Source organism: Paenibacillus stellifer, assembly GCF_000758685.1.
GTDB classification, from domain to species: Bacteria; Bacillota; Bacilli; order Paenibacillales; family Paenibacillaceae; genus Paenibacillus_AQ; species Paenibacillus_AQ stellifer.
On sequence record NZ_CP009286.1, the window covers coordinates 1,938,819 to 1,956,129 of the forward strand.

The window sequence follows — 17,311 nt, forward strand, 5'->3', positions numbered from 1 at the left end:
AATATGGTATTGTATGGATGAATAGTATAGCGGAACCAAAGAGGAAGCGCCTCTTTCACGAAATTACGTGGGAGAGGCGCTTTTTTGCGTTCGGACGCAATCTGCTCCGAGTTATCCTTAAGCGGCGGATGCTTCTGTGTTCGCTCCGGCTTTGGCGAGCATACTGTGACCCTAAATTATTGGCAAAGGCGGGAATGCAATGCAAATCGTATTTATGAACCGGCTGTATAAAGCGGCGGACGAGGCCTCAGGAGGCCACGCCCAGGTATGGATTGGCGAGGAAGAGGGCATCTGGAGTCTGGGGTGGCGGGAGTTTGTCGCAGGCGAGGACCAAGCCGACTCCCTCTGGTTTGAAGGCAGCTCATGGAATGAGCTGCTTGGCGTGTACCGGCACCAGCTCGCCGTGAAGATGGCGGAAGGCTACCGGGCGCTTATCGACGGAGCTTTTCACGAAGAAGAGCACGCGACGGCCCGGAATCAGGAGCAGTTGAAGCTACAGTATTACAGCGAGCTGTACGGAAATGAGACGGTGCATGAGGAGCTGTGCACCTGGAGAAGACGGCAGTCGTCGGCGGAACGGAAGGCTCCGTATTTGCTGGCAAGCAACCGGCTGCTGCGGCTGCTCAGTGCTTACCTTCCGCGAACGATGGAAGAGCTGCTGCAGATTCCCGGCGTGGGCGATGCGAAGGCGGCTCAGTACGGCGAGGAGATTCTGGGCATTACCTCGGCAGCCGAACGAAGCCATGAATTTCCGTTGAGCTGGGTGGCGGGAAAGATTGAAGAACAGGCCTACGTATCCTGGCTGTACAAGCAGAAGGAGATTAAATATCGGAAGCAGCTTGACCGTTTAAGGCTGCGGAGGCTGATCTTGCAGGGCATGGCTGACGGCCTCGGCATGGAAGAGCTTAAGGAGCGCGGGGCCTGCACCCGCCGGGAAGTTCTGGAAACCGTCGAGGAGCTTGACAAGGAAGGGTACAGAGTCGATCCGCTGATCGACCGGGAGCTCTCGGAGATGGCGCCTGAAGATCAGAAGAACGCTTGGGAAGCGTACCGGGAGCTTGGCGATCTGCTGCTGAAGCCAGTTCTGCACAAGGTATACGGGGAGCAGTTCGCCCCGGCCGGAGGGCTTGAGCCGTATTATGAACGCCTTCGGCTGCTCCGGATCCGCTTCCGCCAGGAGAACGATGCACACCGTCATGAAGGCGGAGCTAAGGCCGGCGGAGATAAAGGGCGTCCAGCATAACCGGACAAGGGCCAAGGTATACGAGGTGAGCTGCGGCTATTTGAAGTGTAGGCTGTCATTGAAGCCGCGGCCATTACGGTGCTTGGGTCAACATGGAGCCTGCTGCCATTACGGAGTCACGCTCAACATGGAGGTTACAGCCATCATTGAGGCAGTTGCCAACCGAACAAAAAGCCTCCCGCAAAAATGCGGGAGGCCCAGCCGTTCTCCTAATGGATGATGTGTATTTGGACTACAGCCATTCTTTTTTGCGGAATATATAGAGCATCCCGCAGCCCAGCGCAACCATAACGCCGATAACGCCGTAGTAGCCGTATTTCGTATGGATCTCGGGGATGTTCTCGAAGTTCATCCCGTAGATGCCGGTTATGACGGTGAGGGGCATGAATATCGTCGTAATCGCCGTGAACACCCGCATGATTTCATTCGCCCGGTTGGCGATACTGGACTGATAGGCTTCGCGCAAGTTGCCCATCAGATCGCGGTAGGTTTCAAATGTTTCGGAGATTTTCACGGCGTTCTCGTAGATGTCGCTAAAATATTTCTGCAGCTGATCGTCGATCAGGCGGAGATCTTTTTTGTTCAGGGTGTTGACGACTTCCTTCTGCGGGCCGAGCATCTTCTTCAGCCACAGAATTTCGCTTCGCAGACCGATGATTTCGCTAAGATGACTCTTCTTGGTATGCATCAGGATATCCTCTTCCAGCTTCTCGATCCGCGCTTCGATCCGGTCGCCGACGGCGAAATAATTGTCCACGACAAGGTCGATGAGCAGGTAGAGGAAACGGTCGGGCTCGCTGACTTCCTGTTCCCACAGAATCGGCTTCACGGCGCGCAGCTCGTGGATTTTCTGCTTCGTGACGGTAATGATAAAGTGCCGTCCCAGGAAAATATTCAACGCCCGGAGGAAAATCTCCTCGTCGTCAAAACGGATGCTGTTCACCACAATAAAATAATGGGATTCATAAATTTCGATTTTGGGCCGTTGTTCCTCATCGCTGAGGCAGTCCTCCACGGCCAGATCATGCAGATTGAACAAGGGTTGCAACAGTCCCAGATCATCCACATCGGCGTCGATCCAGTAGAATCCTTCCGCCGGCGGAGCAAGGGTTGCTTCAATATCGTCTACAGGCGTAAATACGCCTGCGTTGACCAGCCGGATTTTCATCTGATTCACTCCTTCTTTCCCTATCTTGCCCAGGGATATGCTTAAGAAAGCACAAGGAAGACATCAGCTTGGCCGGCAGTTCTGCACACAAAGAGGCCGCTTAAATTCCGAAGGCATGAAGAAGAAGCGCTCCCGCCGCCGGCAAGCTGATGTTACTCCTGTACGGTTGTTCCTGATCGGCATTGTGCCGCTTACTCGGGTCGCCTTCCATTCTTCATCTCACCTCTTGTATTCTCAGAATAAGTCGATACCTGTCAGTCCTGCTCAAAACCCTTGTTCAGTATAACGCCGGAGGTAGGCTCTTTCAAGCAAAATTGTTGTTATATTCGAAGCCGCAACACCAGTATATGGACTTGACGAGATAAGGTTCATCACTTATATTGAATAATAAGAATTTGAACTGAATATGAACCGATCTTATCAAGAGCAGGTGGAGGGACTGGCCCGATGAAACCCGGCAACCGGCGGTAAACGCACGGTGCTAATTCTTGCAGAGACGTATCCAGCAGCAATTGTCTGGAATGCGTGACTCTGGCAGATGAGAGAGAATCATAGGTGTATACATATGACCTTTCTCGTTTGTGCGGGAAAGGTTTTTATTTTGTAAATTTTGTCAACATGATGAAGGAGTGACCTAGAGTGCCTATCAAGATTCCGGACAGCCTGCCAGCCAAAGAGATTTTATCCGGGGAAAATATATTCGTCATGGATGAAAGCCAGGCCTTTCACCAGGATATACGCCCCCTTCGGATTGCCATACTGAATCTGATGCCGACGAAAGAGACGACAGAGACCCAACTGCTGCGTCTGGTAGGCAACTCGCCTCTTCAAGTCGATGTGACGCTGCTTCACCCGAGCACCCACACCTCGAAGAATACCTCAGCCGAGCATCTGAAGAGCTTCTACAAAACGTTCGATGAAATTGCAGACCGCCGTCTGGACGGATTGATTATTACCGGCGCGCCGGTGGAGCAGATGGAATTCGAGGACGTGAACTACTGGGAGGAATTGCAGCGCATCTTCGAGTGGAGCAAGGATAACGTAACCTCGACGATGCATATATGTTGGGCGGCCCAGGCGGGATTGTACTATCATTTCGGAGTTCGCAAAATCGGACTTCCCGACAAATGCTTCGGAGTGTTCCCGCATAATGTATTGGCGCCGAATACGAAGCTGCTGCGCGGCTTTGATGAGCTGTTCCATGTGCCGCATTCCCGGCATACGGATATCTCCCGCGAGGATATCGAGAACTCTCCGGATCTGCAGATTTTGGCGGAATCGGACGAAGCCGGCATCTACTTGGTCGCCACGCGCGACGGCCGCCAGATCTTCGTAACGGGGCATTCCGAGTACGACCCCTTCTCACTTAAAGGGGAGTACGAGCGGGACATCGCCAAGGGGATGGAGATAGCGCTGCCGAAGCATTATTTTCCAAATGACGATCCAAACCGGACGCCGCCGGCGGTATGGCGGGCCCACGCGAACCTGCTGTTCTCCAACTGGCTGAATTACTACGTCTACCAGGAGACACCCTACGACATCGGACCGATGATCTGACAACCGCAATTGGCAATGGCTTCAATTAGGCAATAACCTAAACCATCATATGCAGACAGGCTGAGGGTCTTTGACGTCGGGATGCCTGACCCGCATGAACATTCGGGAGGAAATAACCATGAACGACAAGCTCAGAATTGAAAGCAGGCTCGCCCAAATCGGCTCCCAGGAGGATCCGGCCACCGGCGCAGTGAATTATCCGATCTACCAATCCACAGCGTTCCGGCATCCGCGCCTGGGACAGAGCACCGGCTTCGATTATATCCGGACCAAGAACCCTACGCGCTCGGTACTTGAGTGTGCAGCCGCCGAGCTGGAATCCGGCGACGTTGCTTTTGCTTGCAGCTCCGGCATGGCCGCTCTGCAGACGATCTTCGCCTACTTCAGCCAGGGCGATCATCTCATCGTCTCCCTTGATCTGTACGGAGGTACATACCGGATGCTGGAGCGGATTATGTCAAGGTTCGGAGTCACTGCTTCGTATGTGGATACCAATGATCTTGAAGCGCTGGAAGCGGTGCGCAGGGAGAACACGAAAGCCGTCTTCATCGAGACGCCGACGAATCCGCTGATGATGATTACGGATATCGAAGCGGTCTGTACATGGGCCAAGCCCCACGGCCTGCTGACGATTGTGGACAACACGCTGCTCACCCCATACTTCCAGCGGCCGCTTGAGCTTGGCGCCGATATCATTATCCACAGCGCCACCAAATATCTTGGCGGACACAACGATGTGCTGGCCGGCCTGATCGTGACGAAGGGAGAGGCGCTGTCGCAGGAGATGGCGATCTTGCACAACTCCATCGGCGCAGTGCTGTCCCCGAGCGACAGCTACCAGCTGATGAGAGGCATGAAGACGCTGGCGCTGCGGATGGAGCGGCATGAGAGCAATGCGCTGGCCATCGCCCGCCATCTGAAGGAGCATCCGGCGATCGCGGAGGTGTATCATCCCGGGCTTTCGGATCATCCCGGTTATGAGATCCAGCGCCGCCAATCGAGCGGCAACACCGGCATTTTCTCCTTCAAGGTCAAGAATGCCGCTTATGTGGAGCCGATTCTGCGCCATATCAAGCTGATCGCCTTCGCGGAGAGCCTCGGCGGCGTTGAGTCGCTGATGACGTACCCGGCTATCCAGACGCATGCGGATATCCCGGCTGAAATCCGCGACGCGGTCGGCGTCGACGACCGTCTGCTGCGCTTTTCGGTCGGCGTCGAGCATGTTGACGACCTGATCTCCGACCTCGATCAGGCCCTGGAAGCGGCCCGGGCGGAGATCGAGACCGCAGCCGGCCTCGAAGGTTAACTACTGGTCCGCTGAGTGTCTGCCATCACGAATCGTGTGAGGGGGGCGGCTGACCGCCAATAGGACTGAAGAGAAGCGTCGATTTGACGCTTCTGTTTTTTTGTAAACCTAACAATGCCTAAGCTTTGCGCTTAAATCCGGCGTATTTTTCCGGTAAATGCATGTCGTCAATAAGGGAGCCGTCAGGCGTATATCCTTGGTTTCTACAGCTGAAAGAGAAGCGGTCGCGAAAAAAAGATATTTTTCAAGCAGGGACGGATATGTTACCATGATTCCACGGACATATTCGTTGTCATGCAAATTTTATTAAAAGTTAGGAAGGCTGGAGTTTAGGCTTGGGCTGTAAAAGGAGGAGATATGATGAGCGCGATTGACGCCATTCTGAACAAAGCGCTGCAGGGCGAACGCCTGGGGCTTGAAGATACGGTCAGACTGTTTGAGAGCAATGAAATCGAGAAGATGGGCGCCGCCGCGGATGTAATCATGAAACGCTGGCATCCGGAGCCGGTGGCGACCTTTGTAATCGGACGGAATATCAACTATACGAATATTTGCGATGTGTACTGTCGCTTCTGCGCATTTTACCGCAGACCGGGCTCCGAGGAGGGCTATGTGCTTCCGGATGAAACGATCTTCGAGAAGATCCGTGAGACGATTGCTGTGAATGGAACCGAGATTCTGATGCAGGGCGGCACCAACCCAAATTTGCCGTTCAGCTATTATACGGATCTGTTGAAAGGCATCAAGCAGCGCTTCCCGGGGATTACGATGCACTCGTTCTCGCCGGCAGAGATCATGAAGATGAAAGAATTGTCGGGCTTGACGCTCGAAGAGACGCTGCGGCAGATTCACGCCGCCGGCCTCGATTCGCTGCCGGGAGGGGGCGCAGAGATTCTGGACGACCGCACCCGCCGCAAAATCAGCCGTCTGAAGGGCTCCTGGCATGACTGGATGGACGTCATGAAGACGGCGCACCGGATTGGCATGAATACGACGGCAACGATGGTGATCGGACTTGGCGAGAGCATGGAGGAACGGGCCCTGCATCTGCTGCGCGTCCGTGACGCGCAGGACGAGTGCATCGGGAACAACTATAACTCCGAGGGCTTCCTGGCCTTCATCTCCTGGACGTTCCAGCCGGACAATACGAATCTGAAGCTGTCCCGGCAGACGCCGGAGGAATATCTCAAGACCGTTGCGATCAGCCGGCTTGTTCTGGACAACATCAAGAACTTCCAGTCGTCCTGGGTAACGATGGGACCGGAGGTCGGCAAGCTGTCCCTGCAGTACGGCTGCAACGACTTCGGCAGTACGATGATCGAGGAGAATGTCGTATCCTCCGCCGGAGCTACGCATAAGGTCAATATCGAGCAAATTCTGCAGATCATCCGCGAGGCTGGCAAAATTCCGGCTCAGCGCAACACGCAATACGATATCCTGAAGGTGTTCGACCGTGAGGATGCCAAGGTGGAACGCGACTTTGTAATGCAGAACTAAATATTGATAACAGCATAACAGCCCGGGCCTGAGCGGTCCGGGCTGTTTGATATGCCGTAAAGCACCGCTTACGGCTAGCTGGATTGACTGATCAAGGGGCTGTGCGATTACTCGGCTGCCTCCCATTTGCAGCGGACGGGGGATACGATCGCCTTGTCCTTTTTCAACTCGGTAAAAGCCTTGTCGATCTCCTTGCGGTCAAGGCCCGACAGCTTCTCCACTTCGCCCGCGCTTACCGGCTTGCCCGCCGATTTGATGGTTTCCAACACCTGCTCCTTCACGCTCATTCTGCTCACCTCCCGCAACACATCGGCTTATGCCGACGCTTCATATAGGTTTAATGGTACAAGGAATGCGGATGGGCGGCAGTGATTTTTTTCGGGGAACAGATTTACATCTATATCCAAAAGTGATATCATAAATATATCAAATACATATCCAATTTTGGAGGTGCCTTTCATGAAAGAAAAAAAGCTTAATCCGATCAACGGCTTCTGGGTCATCACCCTGATTGCCATCTGTACAGCGGGAGCGGTCTACTTGTTCATTCAGGAATACGTGGCGCTGCCTGTCATTCTGGTTGTGATTGCGAGTATTCTGTTGACCAGCATAACAGTTGTGCAGCCTAACAAATCCGTCGTTGTCACGTTCTTCGGCCAATACGTAGGTACGATTTCCAAAAGCGGCCTGTGGGCGGTTATTCCGTTCAGCATCCGCAAGACCGTATCTTTGCGTGTGCGCAACTTCAACAGCGTCAAGCTGAAGGTGAACGATGTCGAGGGCAATCCGATTGAAATTGCTGCGGTGGTCGTGTTCAAGGTGGTAAACTCCGCCAAGGCTCTGTTCGATGTTGACAAGTATATGCAGTTCGTCGAGATACAGAGCGAAACAGCGCTTCGCCACGTAGCGAGTAAATATCCGTACGATGGCTTCAGCGGAGCGGGCATGTCTCTGCGCGCCAATGCGGAGGAGATTGCCGGGGAACTGGCAACGGAGCTGCAGGAACGGCTGACCATCTCCGGGGTTGAGGTTCTTGAAGCGCGTCTGACTCATCTTGCCTATTCGACTGAAATTGCGAGCACGATGCTTCAGCGTCAGCAGGCCAGCGCCATTCTCTCCGCGCGCCAGATTATTGTGGAGGGAGCTGTGGGCATGGTCGATATGGCGATCAAGCAGTTGAAAGAGAGCGGCGTCGTCGAGCTTGACGAAGAACGGAAGGCAGCTATGATCAACAATCTGATGGTCGCGATCGTATCTGAGCGCGGAGCAAGCCCGGTGATCAACGCGGGCTCGCTGTACTAAGGCGGTCCTCCAATGGCGGCCAAGAAGAATTTTCCGCTGCGGATCGATCCCGCGCTGTACGAGGCGCTGGAGCGTTGGGCGGGAGAGGAGTTCAGGAGCGTGAACGGACACATCGAATATTTGCTCCGAGAGAGTCTGAAACGCGCCGGACGCTTGCCTGGCCGTATGTCACGGGACAGTGACGACTAGCCGCAAAGCACTCGCAGCGGAAAAAATGAAAGTTGACTTGACGGAAGAAGCTGCCCGGCTTATAATTACACATTATTCACGCGAGCAGCGTTGACAAAGACATGAATCGATTTCTCGGTCCGTCCAGAGAGAGGGAACGTCCGGCTGTAATTCCCTCCGGTATCCGGCTTTCGCTTTACCCCTTTGTAGCTGCGGTTATGAACCTTCCAGGCAGTCTCCGTCAAGAAGCGGAGCGCAGCATGCCGGGAACCAGTAAGAACCGCCGGCTCATGGCCGTTATCCCATGCTGAACAAGGATTCTGTTTCCCTAAGAGGAGACAGAGTTGAATTTGGGTGGAACCACGGGTGATCAACACTCGTCCCTCTGGCGGGACGGGTGTTTTTTGTTGCGTGGATATTGTCCGTTCCGCAGAACCTTCCGGCGGCAGCGAGCGCCGCTACAGACAGGTACCATCAACCCAAGGAGGAAGAAACAAATGGCAGTAAGCATCAAGTTACCGGACGGATCGGTTCGTGAGTACGCGGAAGGCAGCAGCATCGACGATGTGGCGGCTTCCATCAGCAGCGGGCTGAGAAAGAACGCAGCCGCAGGCAAATTGAACGGTGTAATCGTCGATCTGGCGGCCAAGCTGAATGAAGGAGATCTTGTTGAAATCGTAACGCTGGATTCCCCTGAAGGCCTGGAGGTTATGCGTCACAGCACAGCCCACCTGATGGCACAGGCCGTCAAGCGCCTGTACGGGGCCAAAGAAGTGAAGCTGGGCGTCGGCCCGACGATTGAAGACGGATTTTATTATGATATGGACCTGGAGCAGCCGCTGAATCCGGAGGATCTCCAGAAGATCGAGAAGGAAATGGAACGCATCATTTCCGAAAATTTGCCGATTATCCGCAAGGAAGTCAGCCGTCAGGAAGCGCTGGACATCTTCGGCGAGCTTGGCGATCCCTACAAGCTTGAACTGATCCGGGACCTGCCCGAGGACAGCGTCATCACCATTTACGAGCAGGGCGAATTCTTCGATCTGTGCCGGGGGCCGCATGTTCCTTCGACTGGAAAAATCAAGGTGTTCAAGCTGATGAATGTAGCCGGCGCGTACTGGCGCGGCGACAGCAAGAACAAGATGCTGCAGCGCGTGTACGGAACCGCCTGGATCAAGAAAGCACAGCTGGACGAGTACCTGCATCTGCTGGAGGAAGCGAAGAAGCGCGACCACCGCAAGCTCGGCAAGGAGCTTGAAATCTTCACGTTCAACCAGCTCGTCGGCCAGGGCCTGCCAATCTGGCTGCCGAAGGGCGCCAAGCTGCGCAGCATACTGGAACGCTATATCGTTGACATCGAAGCCAGTCTTGGCTATCAGCATGTATACACTCCGGTTCTTGGCAACGTGGATCTGTACAAGACCTCCGGCCACTGGGATCATTACCAGGAAGATATGTTCCCGAAGATGACAATCGACACCGAGGAATTCGTGCTGCGTCCGATGAACTGTCCGCATCATATGATGGTCTACAAGAGCAGCATGCACAGCTACCGGGATCTGCCGATCCGCATCGCGGAGCTTGGCACCATGCACCGCTATGAAATGTCCGGAGCCTTGACCGGCCTTCACCGGGTACGCTCCATGACGCTGAATGATTCACATATCTTCTGCCGCCTGGACCAGATCAAGAGCGAATTCAGCCGCGTGCTGGAGCTGATCGACCGGGTGTACCGCGACTTCGGCATTCATGAATACCGCTTCCGCCTATCGTATCGCGATCCTCAGGACACCGAGAAATACTTCCAGAACGACGAAATGTGGGAGACCGCGCAGCGGATGCTCCGCGAGGTTGTCGAGGAAGCCGGACTGCCGTTCTACGAAGCCGAAGGCGAAGCAGCGTTCTACGGTCCGAAGCTCGACGTGCAGATCAAGACTGCGCTTGGCAAGGAAGAGACACTCTCGACCGTACAGATCGACTTCCTGCTGCCGGAACGCTTTGAGCTGGAATATGTCGGAGACGACGGACAGAAGCATCGTCCGGTTGTACTGCACCGCGGTATTCTCGGCACTATGGAGCGCTTCGTAGCATTCCTGCTGGAGAACTTCGCAGGCTCCCTGCCGCTGTGGCTGTCGCCGCAGCAGGTGAAGGTCATTCCGGTGTCGAGCGCGTTCGACGACTATGCCAAGGATGTCGTCGACAAGCTGACCCGGCAGGGCCTCCGCGCCGAAGCCGATCTGCGCAATGAGAAGCTCGGCTACAAGATCCGTGAGGCCCAGCTGGAGAAGCTGCCGTACATGTTCATTGTCGGCGAGAACGAAATGAACTCGGCTTCCGTCTCCGTCCGCAAGCGGGGAGAGGGCGACCTCGGAGCCAAGCCGCTGGACGAAGTGATCGGCAGCCTGGTTCAGGAAGTCTCCTCGAAAGCCATTTTCTAAAGAGTTCCCGGCAGCAACCGGTAATTCATCCATAAGACCTCTGTCATATGCCGCATCCGGCGGGCGATCCGCCGGATGTATAAAATTTCGGAAAACGGGAAACCTTCGCTAATAAGGGGGAGGTTAACATGACGAACGAAATGGGCAAATGGCAGAGGTCTTGGTGTGTTGCAGTAACCATTCTATTTATGGCAGCGTTGATCATTCTGTTTACGAAGCCGGAGAACGGGAAGAGGGAAGCATCGGTTCCCGGCGGGTTGGCGGAAGCAAGCGTAGCTACGCATATATCGCCGATTCCGGTACAGCAAGTGCCTGCCGTGAAGCGGGCTGTGGAAATACCGGTCCGGGCGACAGGGAATGTCCAGTTAGTCCGGGCCACTGTGTTTGAACACCAGTCCGAAGAGAAGGTCGTGGCTTACGGTACGGCACCGCTTCGGGCGGCTTCCGTGGCCGTCCGTTCCACCGATCCGGCCACATGGACCGGCGGTGCAGGCGCATCCCGGCCGGCTTCCGCGACAGCCGGAGCGGGCAATACCAAGCCGCCGAAGACGGCTTCTTCTTCAACATCGTCTTCGGCTTCGGCCAAATCAGCAAAATCAGCCAAACCGGTCAAGCCGGCATCCGAGACCGTGCCTAAAACGGCGTCCAAACCGGCATCCAAGCAAATTTCGATACCTGTTGCCGCGCCGGAGCCGGAGCAGATTATCCGCACGATGAAAGTGACGGCCACAGGGTACACCGCCGGCTATGAGTCGACCGGCAAGCGGCCGAATCACCCGCAGTACGGGATCACCTATTCCGGCGTCAAAGTCCGGAGGGACAAGAACGCCGTATCCACCATCGCCGCAGATCCGAAGGTTCTGCCGATGGGCAGCATTTTATATGTGCCGGGCTACGGGTATGCGGTCGTTGCCGATACCGGTTCGGCGATCAAGGGACACAAGATCGATTTGTATTTCAAGACGACCCGGCAGGTCTACCGGGAATGGGGCAAGAAATCGGTCGAGGTTCAATTGATCAAGCGGGGCAAGGGTAAATGCACGGAAGCGATGCTGAACAGCATCAGCCAAGCCATACAGGCATATGACACCGTCTCGCAGGAAATGCTTGAGGAAATCATTTGACGCATAAATTGCAGCCGACCTTGACATAATACGAACTGGGGCACAGCAGACAGCCTCTGATCACTCCCCTGTGCGCGAGGCGCAGAGGGTGAGAGCAAGGGAGGTGACTAACCGTGGCTAAAAAACCGAAGGTTCAGGATAACTATAAGACACCGAACGAAAAATTTAATGCCGAGTTTGCCGCTGAGAATGAAGTGGCTTCCAAGCAAACAGGCATCGCCAAGCCGGCTCAAAAACCGCAGGCTTAACGTATTTCTAAGATTAAACCAAGCCGTCCAGAACGGCTAAAAGCGGGGCTATCCCAAGAGGTCATAAAGATGAACCTCCGGGATAGCTCCGTTTTTTTTAATTTTAAATTGCACTATTCCGAGTGATATGGTTTAATATACATAGCAAAGCACGAACAAGCAGTTTATTATCAAACAGCAGAATATCTGAAGTTAACTATGTGTTACATAACATAACGCGAACTAGTGAATTATTCATCATTAACCCGTCATATCCGAAATTTTTATTTTAAAATGTTATTAAAAGTGACATAGATATATGGACAGAGTCGATTTCTGTATGTATTATTAGGCTAACCCTACGAGATGAGCTGGGCAGATGTGAGGGTTCGGTTATAGTCGTAAGCTGAGAAAATGTTCGGGATAAGCTAATTTAATAATTGTATACAAATATACAATTATACTTTTAGTGCCGGAACAAGCAGATTTTTGACTAGGAGATGGGTATATGAACAGTTCTGTCATGCGAACACGCAGGTTATCCAAGGATAATACTTACTTAGCCCTGAAAGAGAGAATTATTAATATCGAGCTAAAGCCCGGCGAAGCTGTACAGGAAGAGAACCTGGCAGAATTGCTTGGAGTAAGCCGCACCCCTCTAAGAGAGGCCATACAACGGTTGGAGAATGAGGATTTTCTTGTCCGGCTTCCGAACGGAAGACTGAGAGTGGCGTCGGTGACAACGGAAGAGGTTAAAGAGATCTTTCTTATTCGCAGCATGCTGGAAGGTTATATTGCCAAGAATGCCGCCAAAAATGCCACTGAGCAAGATATTGAAAAGTTAACGGCTATGATCGGCAATCTGAAGATGTCCTTTCAGTCGGGCAAGAGCCAGGATTTTGTCTCCTATGGCTTTGAATTCCATGATTATTTATCGGAAATAAGCGAGCTTAAGACCTTTGTGAAAATCTTGAATCAACTAAGAGACCATGCGCTTCGTTATTGCCGGTTCGTATCCTTGCATGGCGATTGGAACCAGCAGGCGGATGAAGAACATAACCTTATCCTGCAGAAGATAGCCGCCAGAGACGAAGACGGAGCTGAGAAAGCGATGCAGGATCATATATTGAGCAGCCTATCCGCAGCATTGGAGAGAATAGAAGGCATTCAGGCACACAGAGAGGATGGGGTTTGATATGGAGACAGAATGGAGTTTGGACACGAAGATTATTCATGAGAACCAGTTTCCTGATCCCCACACAGGCGCCATCTCTCAAAGCATCGTACCTGCGGTAGCTTATGCGTTCCCTGATACAGAAACAGCGGCGGCAGTAGTATCCGGCGAGGAAGAAGGCGTCTATTACGGCAGATACGGAAACCCTACTTCCCGCACGTTGGAGAAGAAGATAGCCGCTCTGGAAGGCGGAGAAGATGCGTTGGGCGTATCCAGCGGAATGGCGGCCATCTCCATTGCGCTTCTCGGTTTCTTGAAGCAAGGCGATCATGTTCTGGTGACCAAGGATGTGTATGGAGGAACCTACAGTTTCCTGACCTCGCTGGCGCCCAGGTTCGGTATAGAGTTTGATTTTGTCGATTGTACGGACCCGGAATCAATGCTTGAGAAAATCAAGCCGAATACGAAGGCTGTCTATTTGGAGACTCCCTCTAATCCGAGGTTGACCGTTCTGGATATCGAAGCAATCTCGAAAGCCTGCAAAGCCTATCAGCTCCCCGTTATTGTCGATAACACCTTCATGAGTCCCTGCTTGCAGAAGCCTTTGGAGCTCGGGGCCGACGTTGTGGTACATAGCGCCACTAAATATATTAATGGTCACGGAGATGTCCTGGCGGGATTTGTAGTAGGCCAAAAAGACATCATCCAATTTATGAGAAAGAAGCTGATGGGCGATCTGGGGCAAAATTTAAATGCATGGGACGCATTCTTGATATTAAGAGGAATGAAGACTATGGCCCTGCGGGTGGAGAGACATTGCAGCAATGCCCAGAAAATTGCCGAATACCTCGAGTCCCATCCTTTCATCGACAAAGTCTTTTATCCAGGCTTGGCGTCGCATCCTCAATATGAACTGGCGCAAAAGCAAATGAAGGGGATGGGCGGGATTGTTTCTTTCGAAGTGAAAGGCGGATTAGTTGAAGGGAAAAAATTAATCAACTCGCTGAGACTGGCGATGATTTCATTCAGCCTGGGAGATCCGGAAACTCTGGTTCAGCATCCGGCTTCGATGACTCATGCATCAATTCCACAAGAAGAGCGGTTGAAATTCGGGATAACGGATGGATTAATCCGCATTTCGGTAGGACTAGAGGATGCTGATGATATTATTCGGGATTTCGATCAGGCTTTGTCCGCTCTGTTCTCCGATTCCGAAACCCAAATCATAACGAAATAAAAAGAGGGGGGAAGGCCGTGTCTAGCAGACAGCCGGATCAAATTGAACAAGCTTTAGGCAATCAATTGATTGAGGTTCGCCGAAATCTGCATCTTGAGCCTGAATTATCTTATGAAGAGTTTAGAACGACAGAGAAGCTCCGGAAATGGCTGACAGATGCCGATATCCGTGTACTGGACCTCCCTTTGAAGACAGGACTCATTGCAGAAATCGGAGGCGGGGAGGGGCCGATCGTTGCCATACGCTGTGATATCGACGCCCTTCCGATTGAAGAACAGACGGGATTGCCTTTTGCTTCAAAGGTTCCAGGGAAAATGCATGCTTGCGGTCATGACTTTCACACGGCAACGATCTTAGGTGCCGCCTACCTGCTGAAAAATCGTGAAGCCGAGCTGCCCGGAACGGTCAGAGTGCTGTTTCAGCCGGCGGAAGAGACCGGACACGGGGCTGAAAGTGTCCTGGAATCAGGGGGGCTTGATGGTGTAGCAGCCATATTTGGCCTCCATAACTCTCCGGACTTGCCCACAAGATCATTTGGAACGAGAACCGGCGCTTTAACGGCAGGGGTCGACCGGTTTGAGATTACAGTACAAGGGACCGGCGCTCATGCTGCAACACCGGAGAATGGTGTGGATGCCATCGTAACGGCGGCACAAATCATCACTTCGCTTCAAACTATTGTAAGCCGCCAGACCAGTGCCGGGGAGCCGGTTGTTCTAAGCGTAACCCGAATCAATGGAGGGTTCACCTGGAATGTGCTGCCGGAGATCGTTGAGCTGGAGGGCACCGTTCGAACTCATAATGAAGAGGTTCGCCGGATCATTCCGGATAAAATGACTCGCATTATAGAAGGAATTGCCGCAGCAGCCGGAGCAGAGGCGAAACTGCATTGGTATCCGGGGCCGCCGGCAACGATAAATGACGGATACTGGGCTGATTTTACTAAAGAGATTGCACAGCAGGCAGGTTATGAGGTGTATGATATCCCTCCGCAAATGGGAGGTGAGGATTTCTCCTTGTACTTGCAGAAGATCCCGGGCGCTTTTGTAAATATCGGAACCGGTCCTGCTTATGCGCTTCATCATCCACGTTTTGATGTCGACGAGAAAGCATTGTTGCCGGCTGCCCAATATTTCGCTTTGTTGGCGGAGCAGGCGTTGGTGAGGCTGAAGGAGGAATTACGATGATTGAATTAAAGGATGTTCATAAGACCTATACCCGCAAAGGGATTTCGAATGAAGCTTTAAAAGAAATTAATCTAAGAGTGGAAAAAGGCGATATATTCGGGGTTATCGGCTATAGCGGTGCAGGAAAGAGCACATTGATCCGTCTCGTCAATTACTTGGAGAAACCGACGAAAGGCAAGGTTTTCGTGGATGGCCATGATTTAGGCGAGTACAGCGTTAAAGAATTGCGTGCCGCCAAAAAGAACATCGGGATGATCTTTCAGCATTTCAACCTGCTTGAATCGAAGAAAGTATTTGATAATGTGGCCATTCCCCTTGTTTTGACGAAGAAGAGCAAGGACGAAATCCGCAAGCGTGTTATGGAGCTGCTGGATTTTGTAGGATTGGCCGACAAGGCGGGCAGCTATCCAAGTGAACTGTCAGGCGGACAGAAGCAGCGTGTCGGGATTGCCAGAGCGCTAGCCTCGAACCCTTCCATTCTCCTGTGCGATGAAGCGACTTCCGCGCTGGACCCGCAGACGACGCGTTCCATTTTACAATTGTTGAAAAAAATCAATGCCGAATACAACATCACCATCATGATCATCACCCATGAAATGTCGGTCATTCAAGAGATTTGCAACAAGGTGGCGGTCATGGAGCAAGGACGGATTATCGAGCAGGGAAGTGTTCTGGAGGTATTTGGACATCCCAAGCATCTGACCACCCAAAATTTTGTGAAAACCGTCATTCAGAACAGCATCACGGACAGTGTGCAAAAAACAATCAAAAGAGAACCGGGCAGCGGCATTTACAAGCTGGAATTTATCGGACAAGCCGCTTCGGAGCCCATCTTGTATAAATTGATTCGTTCCTATGATGTCGAGGTCAATATTCTGTTTGCCAACATGACCGAGATTGAAGAGACGACGCTCGGCAAAGTAATTATTCAGGTTAAAGGGGAGACAACCGAGGTGGACAAGGCTCTGTTCTTCCTGAAAAACAGTGGAGTCGGTGTGGAGGAGGTGGAGAAGCATGATGTCAACTACAGTTTCAACTGATCAGTTCATGCAAGCGATCGTGGATACCCTGTATATGGTGGGGATGTCCTTGTTCGTGGGATCGTTAATTGGAATACCTATCGGGATCCTGCTTGTTGTTACCCGTCCGGGCGGGGTGCTGGAGAACAAAATCCTGTACGCCGTAATCAATCCCGTGATTAACATTGTCCGCTCCCTGCCATTTATCATATTGCTCGTCGCCATTATTCCGTTCACCCGGTTCATTGTGCAGACTTCAATTGGGACGAACGCAGCGATTGTGCCGCTTATTATTTACATCGCACCTTACATCGGGCGGCTGGTAGAGAATTCCTTGCTTGAAGTAAACCCGGGAATTCTCGAAGCGGCAGAGTCGATGGGGGCAACACCGTTTCAGGTCATCCGGTATTTTTTATTACCCGAGGCCGTAGGATCGCTAATTCTGTCCTTGACGACTGCAACCATCGGTTTGATCGGTGCGACTGCGATGGCTGGAACGGTTGGCGGCGGCGGAGTCGGAGACTTGGCGATCGTATATGGATACCAGCGGTTTGACACAGTTGTTGTCGTTGCCACCGTAATTATCCTGATTATTTTCGTCCAGGGCATTCAGTCATTTGGCAACACATTGGCGAGAAAGATTCGCCGCTATTAGAGATTAACC

At 52.7% G+C, this 17,311-nt stretch carries 16 protein-coding genes, 1 pseudogene and 1 riboswitch; of the genes and pseudogenes, 14 read left to right on the plus strand and 3 right to left on the minus strand.

All coding sequences use genetic code 11. The features are described from left to right. The first annotated feature begins 199 nt into the window (after positions 1-199). Positions 200-1,243, plus strand: coding sequence for an HRDC domain-containing protein (locus tag PSTEL_RS08630; protein ID WP_052098292.1), 1,044 nt, complete (start codon positions 200-202; stop codon positions 1,241-1,243). A gap of 232 nt (positions 1,244-1,475) precedes the next feature. On the opposite strand, the gene corA is transcribed toward PSTEL_RS08630, so the two are convergent. Next, positions 1,476-2,411: a magnesium/cobalt transporter CorA gene (gene corA / locus PSTEL_RS08635; RefSeq protein WP_038694670.1), complete on the minus strand. Its 936-nt coding sequence runs from the start codon at positions 2,409-2,411 to the stop codon at positions 1,476-1,478. 414 nt (positions 2,412-2,825) lie between these two features. After that, positions 2,826-2,956, plus strand: a riboswitch (SAM riboswitch). 94 nt (positions 2,957-3,050) lie between these two features. Between corA and metA the strand changes: the two genes are divergently transcribed. From metA to mqnC, 3 genes are all read left to right on the plus strand, one after another. Further along, entirely contained in the window at positions 3,051-3,968 is a 918-nt protein-coding gene (gene metA, locus PSTEL_RS08640) for a homoserine O-acetyltransferase MetA (protein WP_038694671.1), read from the plus strand. Between the two features lie 118 nt (positions 3,969-4,086). After that, positions 4,087-5,274 (plus strand): aminotransferase class I/II-fold pyridoxal phosphate-dependent enzyme, encoded by a 1,188-nt coding sequence (locus PSTEL_RS08645; RefSeq protein ID WP_038694672.1) that lies wholly within the window; start codon positions 4,087-4,089, stop codon positions 5,272-5,274. Positions 5,275-5,634: 360 nt separating this feature from the next. Beyond that, positions 5,635-6,771 (plus strand): cyclic dehypoxanthinyl futalosine synthase, encoded by a 1,137-nt coding sequence (gene mqnC / locus PSTEL_RS08650; protein ID WP_038694673.1) that lies wholly within the window; start codon positions 5,635-5,637, stop codon positions 6,769-6,771. A gap of 107 nt (positions 6,772-6,878) precedes the next feature. Here mqnC and PSTEL_RS08655 read toward each other — a convergent pair whose 3' ends face one another. Continuing rightward, positions 6,879-7,058 (minus strand): transcriptional regulator, encoded by a 180-nt coding sequence (locus PSTEL_RS08655; protein ID WP_038694674.1) that lies wholly within the window; start codon positions 7,056-7,058, stop codon positions 6,879-6,881. A gap of 172 nt (positions 7,059-7,230) precedes the next feature. Between PSTEL_RS08655 and PSTEL_RS08660 the strand changes: the two genes are divergently transcribed. Then, positions 7,231-8,073 (plus strand): SPFH domain-containing protein, encoded by an 843-nt coding sequence (locus PSTEL_RS08660; RefSeq protein ID WP_038694676.1) that lies wholly within the window; start codon positions 7,231-7,233, stop codon positions 8,071-8,073. 12 nt (positions 8,074-8,085) lie between these two features. Beyond that, complete coding sequence (locus tag PSTEL_RS26850) at positions 8,086-8,262, plus strand: type II toxin-antitoxin system antitoxin (protein ID WP_038694678.1); 177 nt, start codon at positions 8,086-8,088, stop codon at positions 8,260-8,262. A gap of 65 nt (positions 8,263-8,327) precedes the next feature. On the opposite strand, the gene PSTEL_RS27545 is transcribed toward PSTEL_RS26850, so the two are convergent. Beyond that, complete coding sequence (locus PSTEL_RS27545; protein WP_156995828.1) at positions 8,328-8,486, minus strand: hypothetical protein; 159 nt, start codon at positions 8,484-8,486, stop codon at positions 8,328-8,330. Positions 8,487-8,738: 252 nt separating this feature from the next. Here PSTEL_RS27545 and thrS point away from each other — a divergent pair, with 252 nt between their 5' ends. The 8 genes and pseudogenes from thrS (at position 8,739) to PSTEL_RS08700 (ending at position 17,302) form a co-directional block, all read left to right on the plus strand. After that, on the plus strand, positions 8,739-10,679 hold the full coding sequence (gene thrS / locus PSTEL_RS08670) for a threonine--tRNA ligase (RefSeq protein WP_038694679.1): 1,941 nt from the start codon (positions 8,739-8,741) through the stop codon (positions 10,677-10,679). Between the two features lie 665 nt (positions 10,680-11,344). Further along, positions 11,345-11,803, plus strand: a pseudogene (locus PSTEL_RS28380) (3D domain-containing protein); the annotation flags it as partial. Between the two features lie 113 nt (positions 11,804-11,916). Beyond that, positions 11,917-12,051 (plus strand): hypothetical protein, encoded by a 135-nt coding sequence (locus PSTEL_RS28695; protein ID WP_262416516.1) that lies wholly within the window; start codon positions 11,917-11,919, stop codon positions 12,049-12,051. Between the two features lie 487 nt (positions 12,052-12,538). Beyond that, the gene (locus tag PSTEL_RS08680) at positions 12,539-13,225 is read left to right on the plus strand and encodes a GntR family transcriptional regulator (RefSeq protein ID WP_245625113.1); all 687 of its coding nucleotides are present in this window, start codon (positions 12,539-12,541) and stop codon (positions 13,223-13,225) included. Position 13,226: 1 nt separating this feature from the next. Then, complete coding sequence (locus PSTEL_RS08685) at positions 13,227-14,441, plus strand: trans-sulfuration enzyme family protein (protein ID WP_038694680.1); 1,215 nt, start codon at positions 13,227-13,229, stop codon at positions 14,439-14,441. Positions 14,442-14,458: 17 nt separating this feature from the next. Further along, positions 14,459-15,628, plus strand: a complete 1,170-nt coding sequence (locus PSTEL_RS08690) for an amidohydrolase (protein WP_218917577.1) — start codon at positions 14,459-14,461, stop codon at positions 15,626-15,628. Beyond that, entirely contained in the window at positions 15,625-16,668 is a 1,044-nt protein-coding gene (locus tag PSTEL_RS08695) for a methionine ABC transporter ATP-binding protein (RefSeq protein ID WP_038694681.1), read from the plus strand. The genes PSTEL_RS08690 and PSTEL_RS08695 overlap by 4 nt, the downstream gene beginning before the upstream one ends. Further along, entirely contained in the window at positions 16,643-17,302 is a 660-nt protein-coding gene (locus tag PSTEL_RS08700; RefSeq protein ID WP_038694682.1) for a methionine ABC transporter permease, read from the plus strand. The genes PSTEL_RS08695 and PSTEL_RS08700 overlap by 26 nt, the downstream gene beginning before the upstream one ends. The last annotated feature ends 9 nt before the right edge of the window (positions 17,303-17,311 follow it).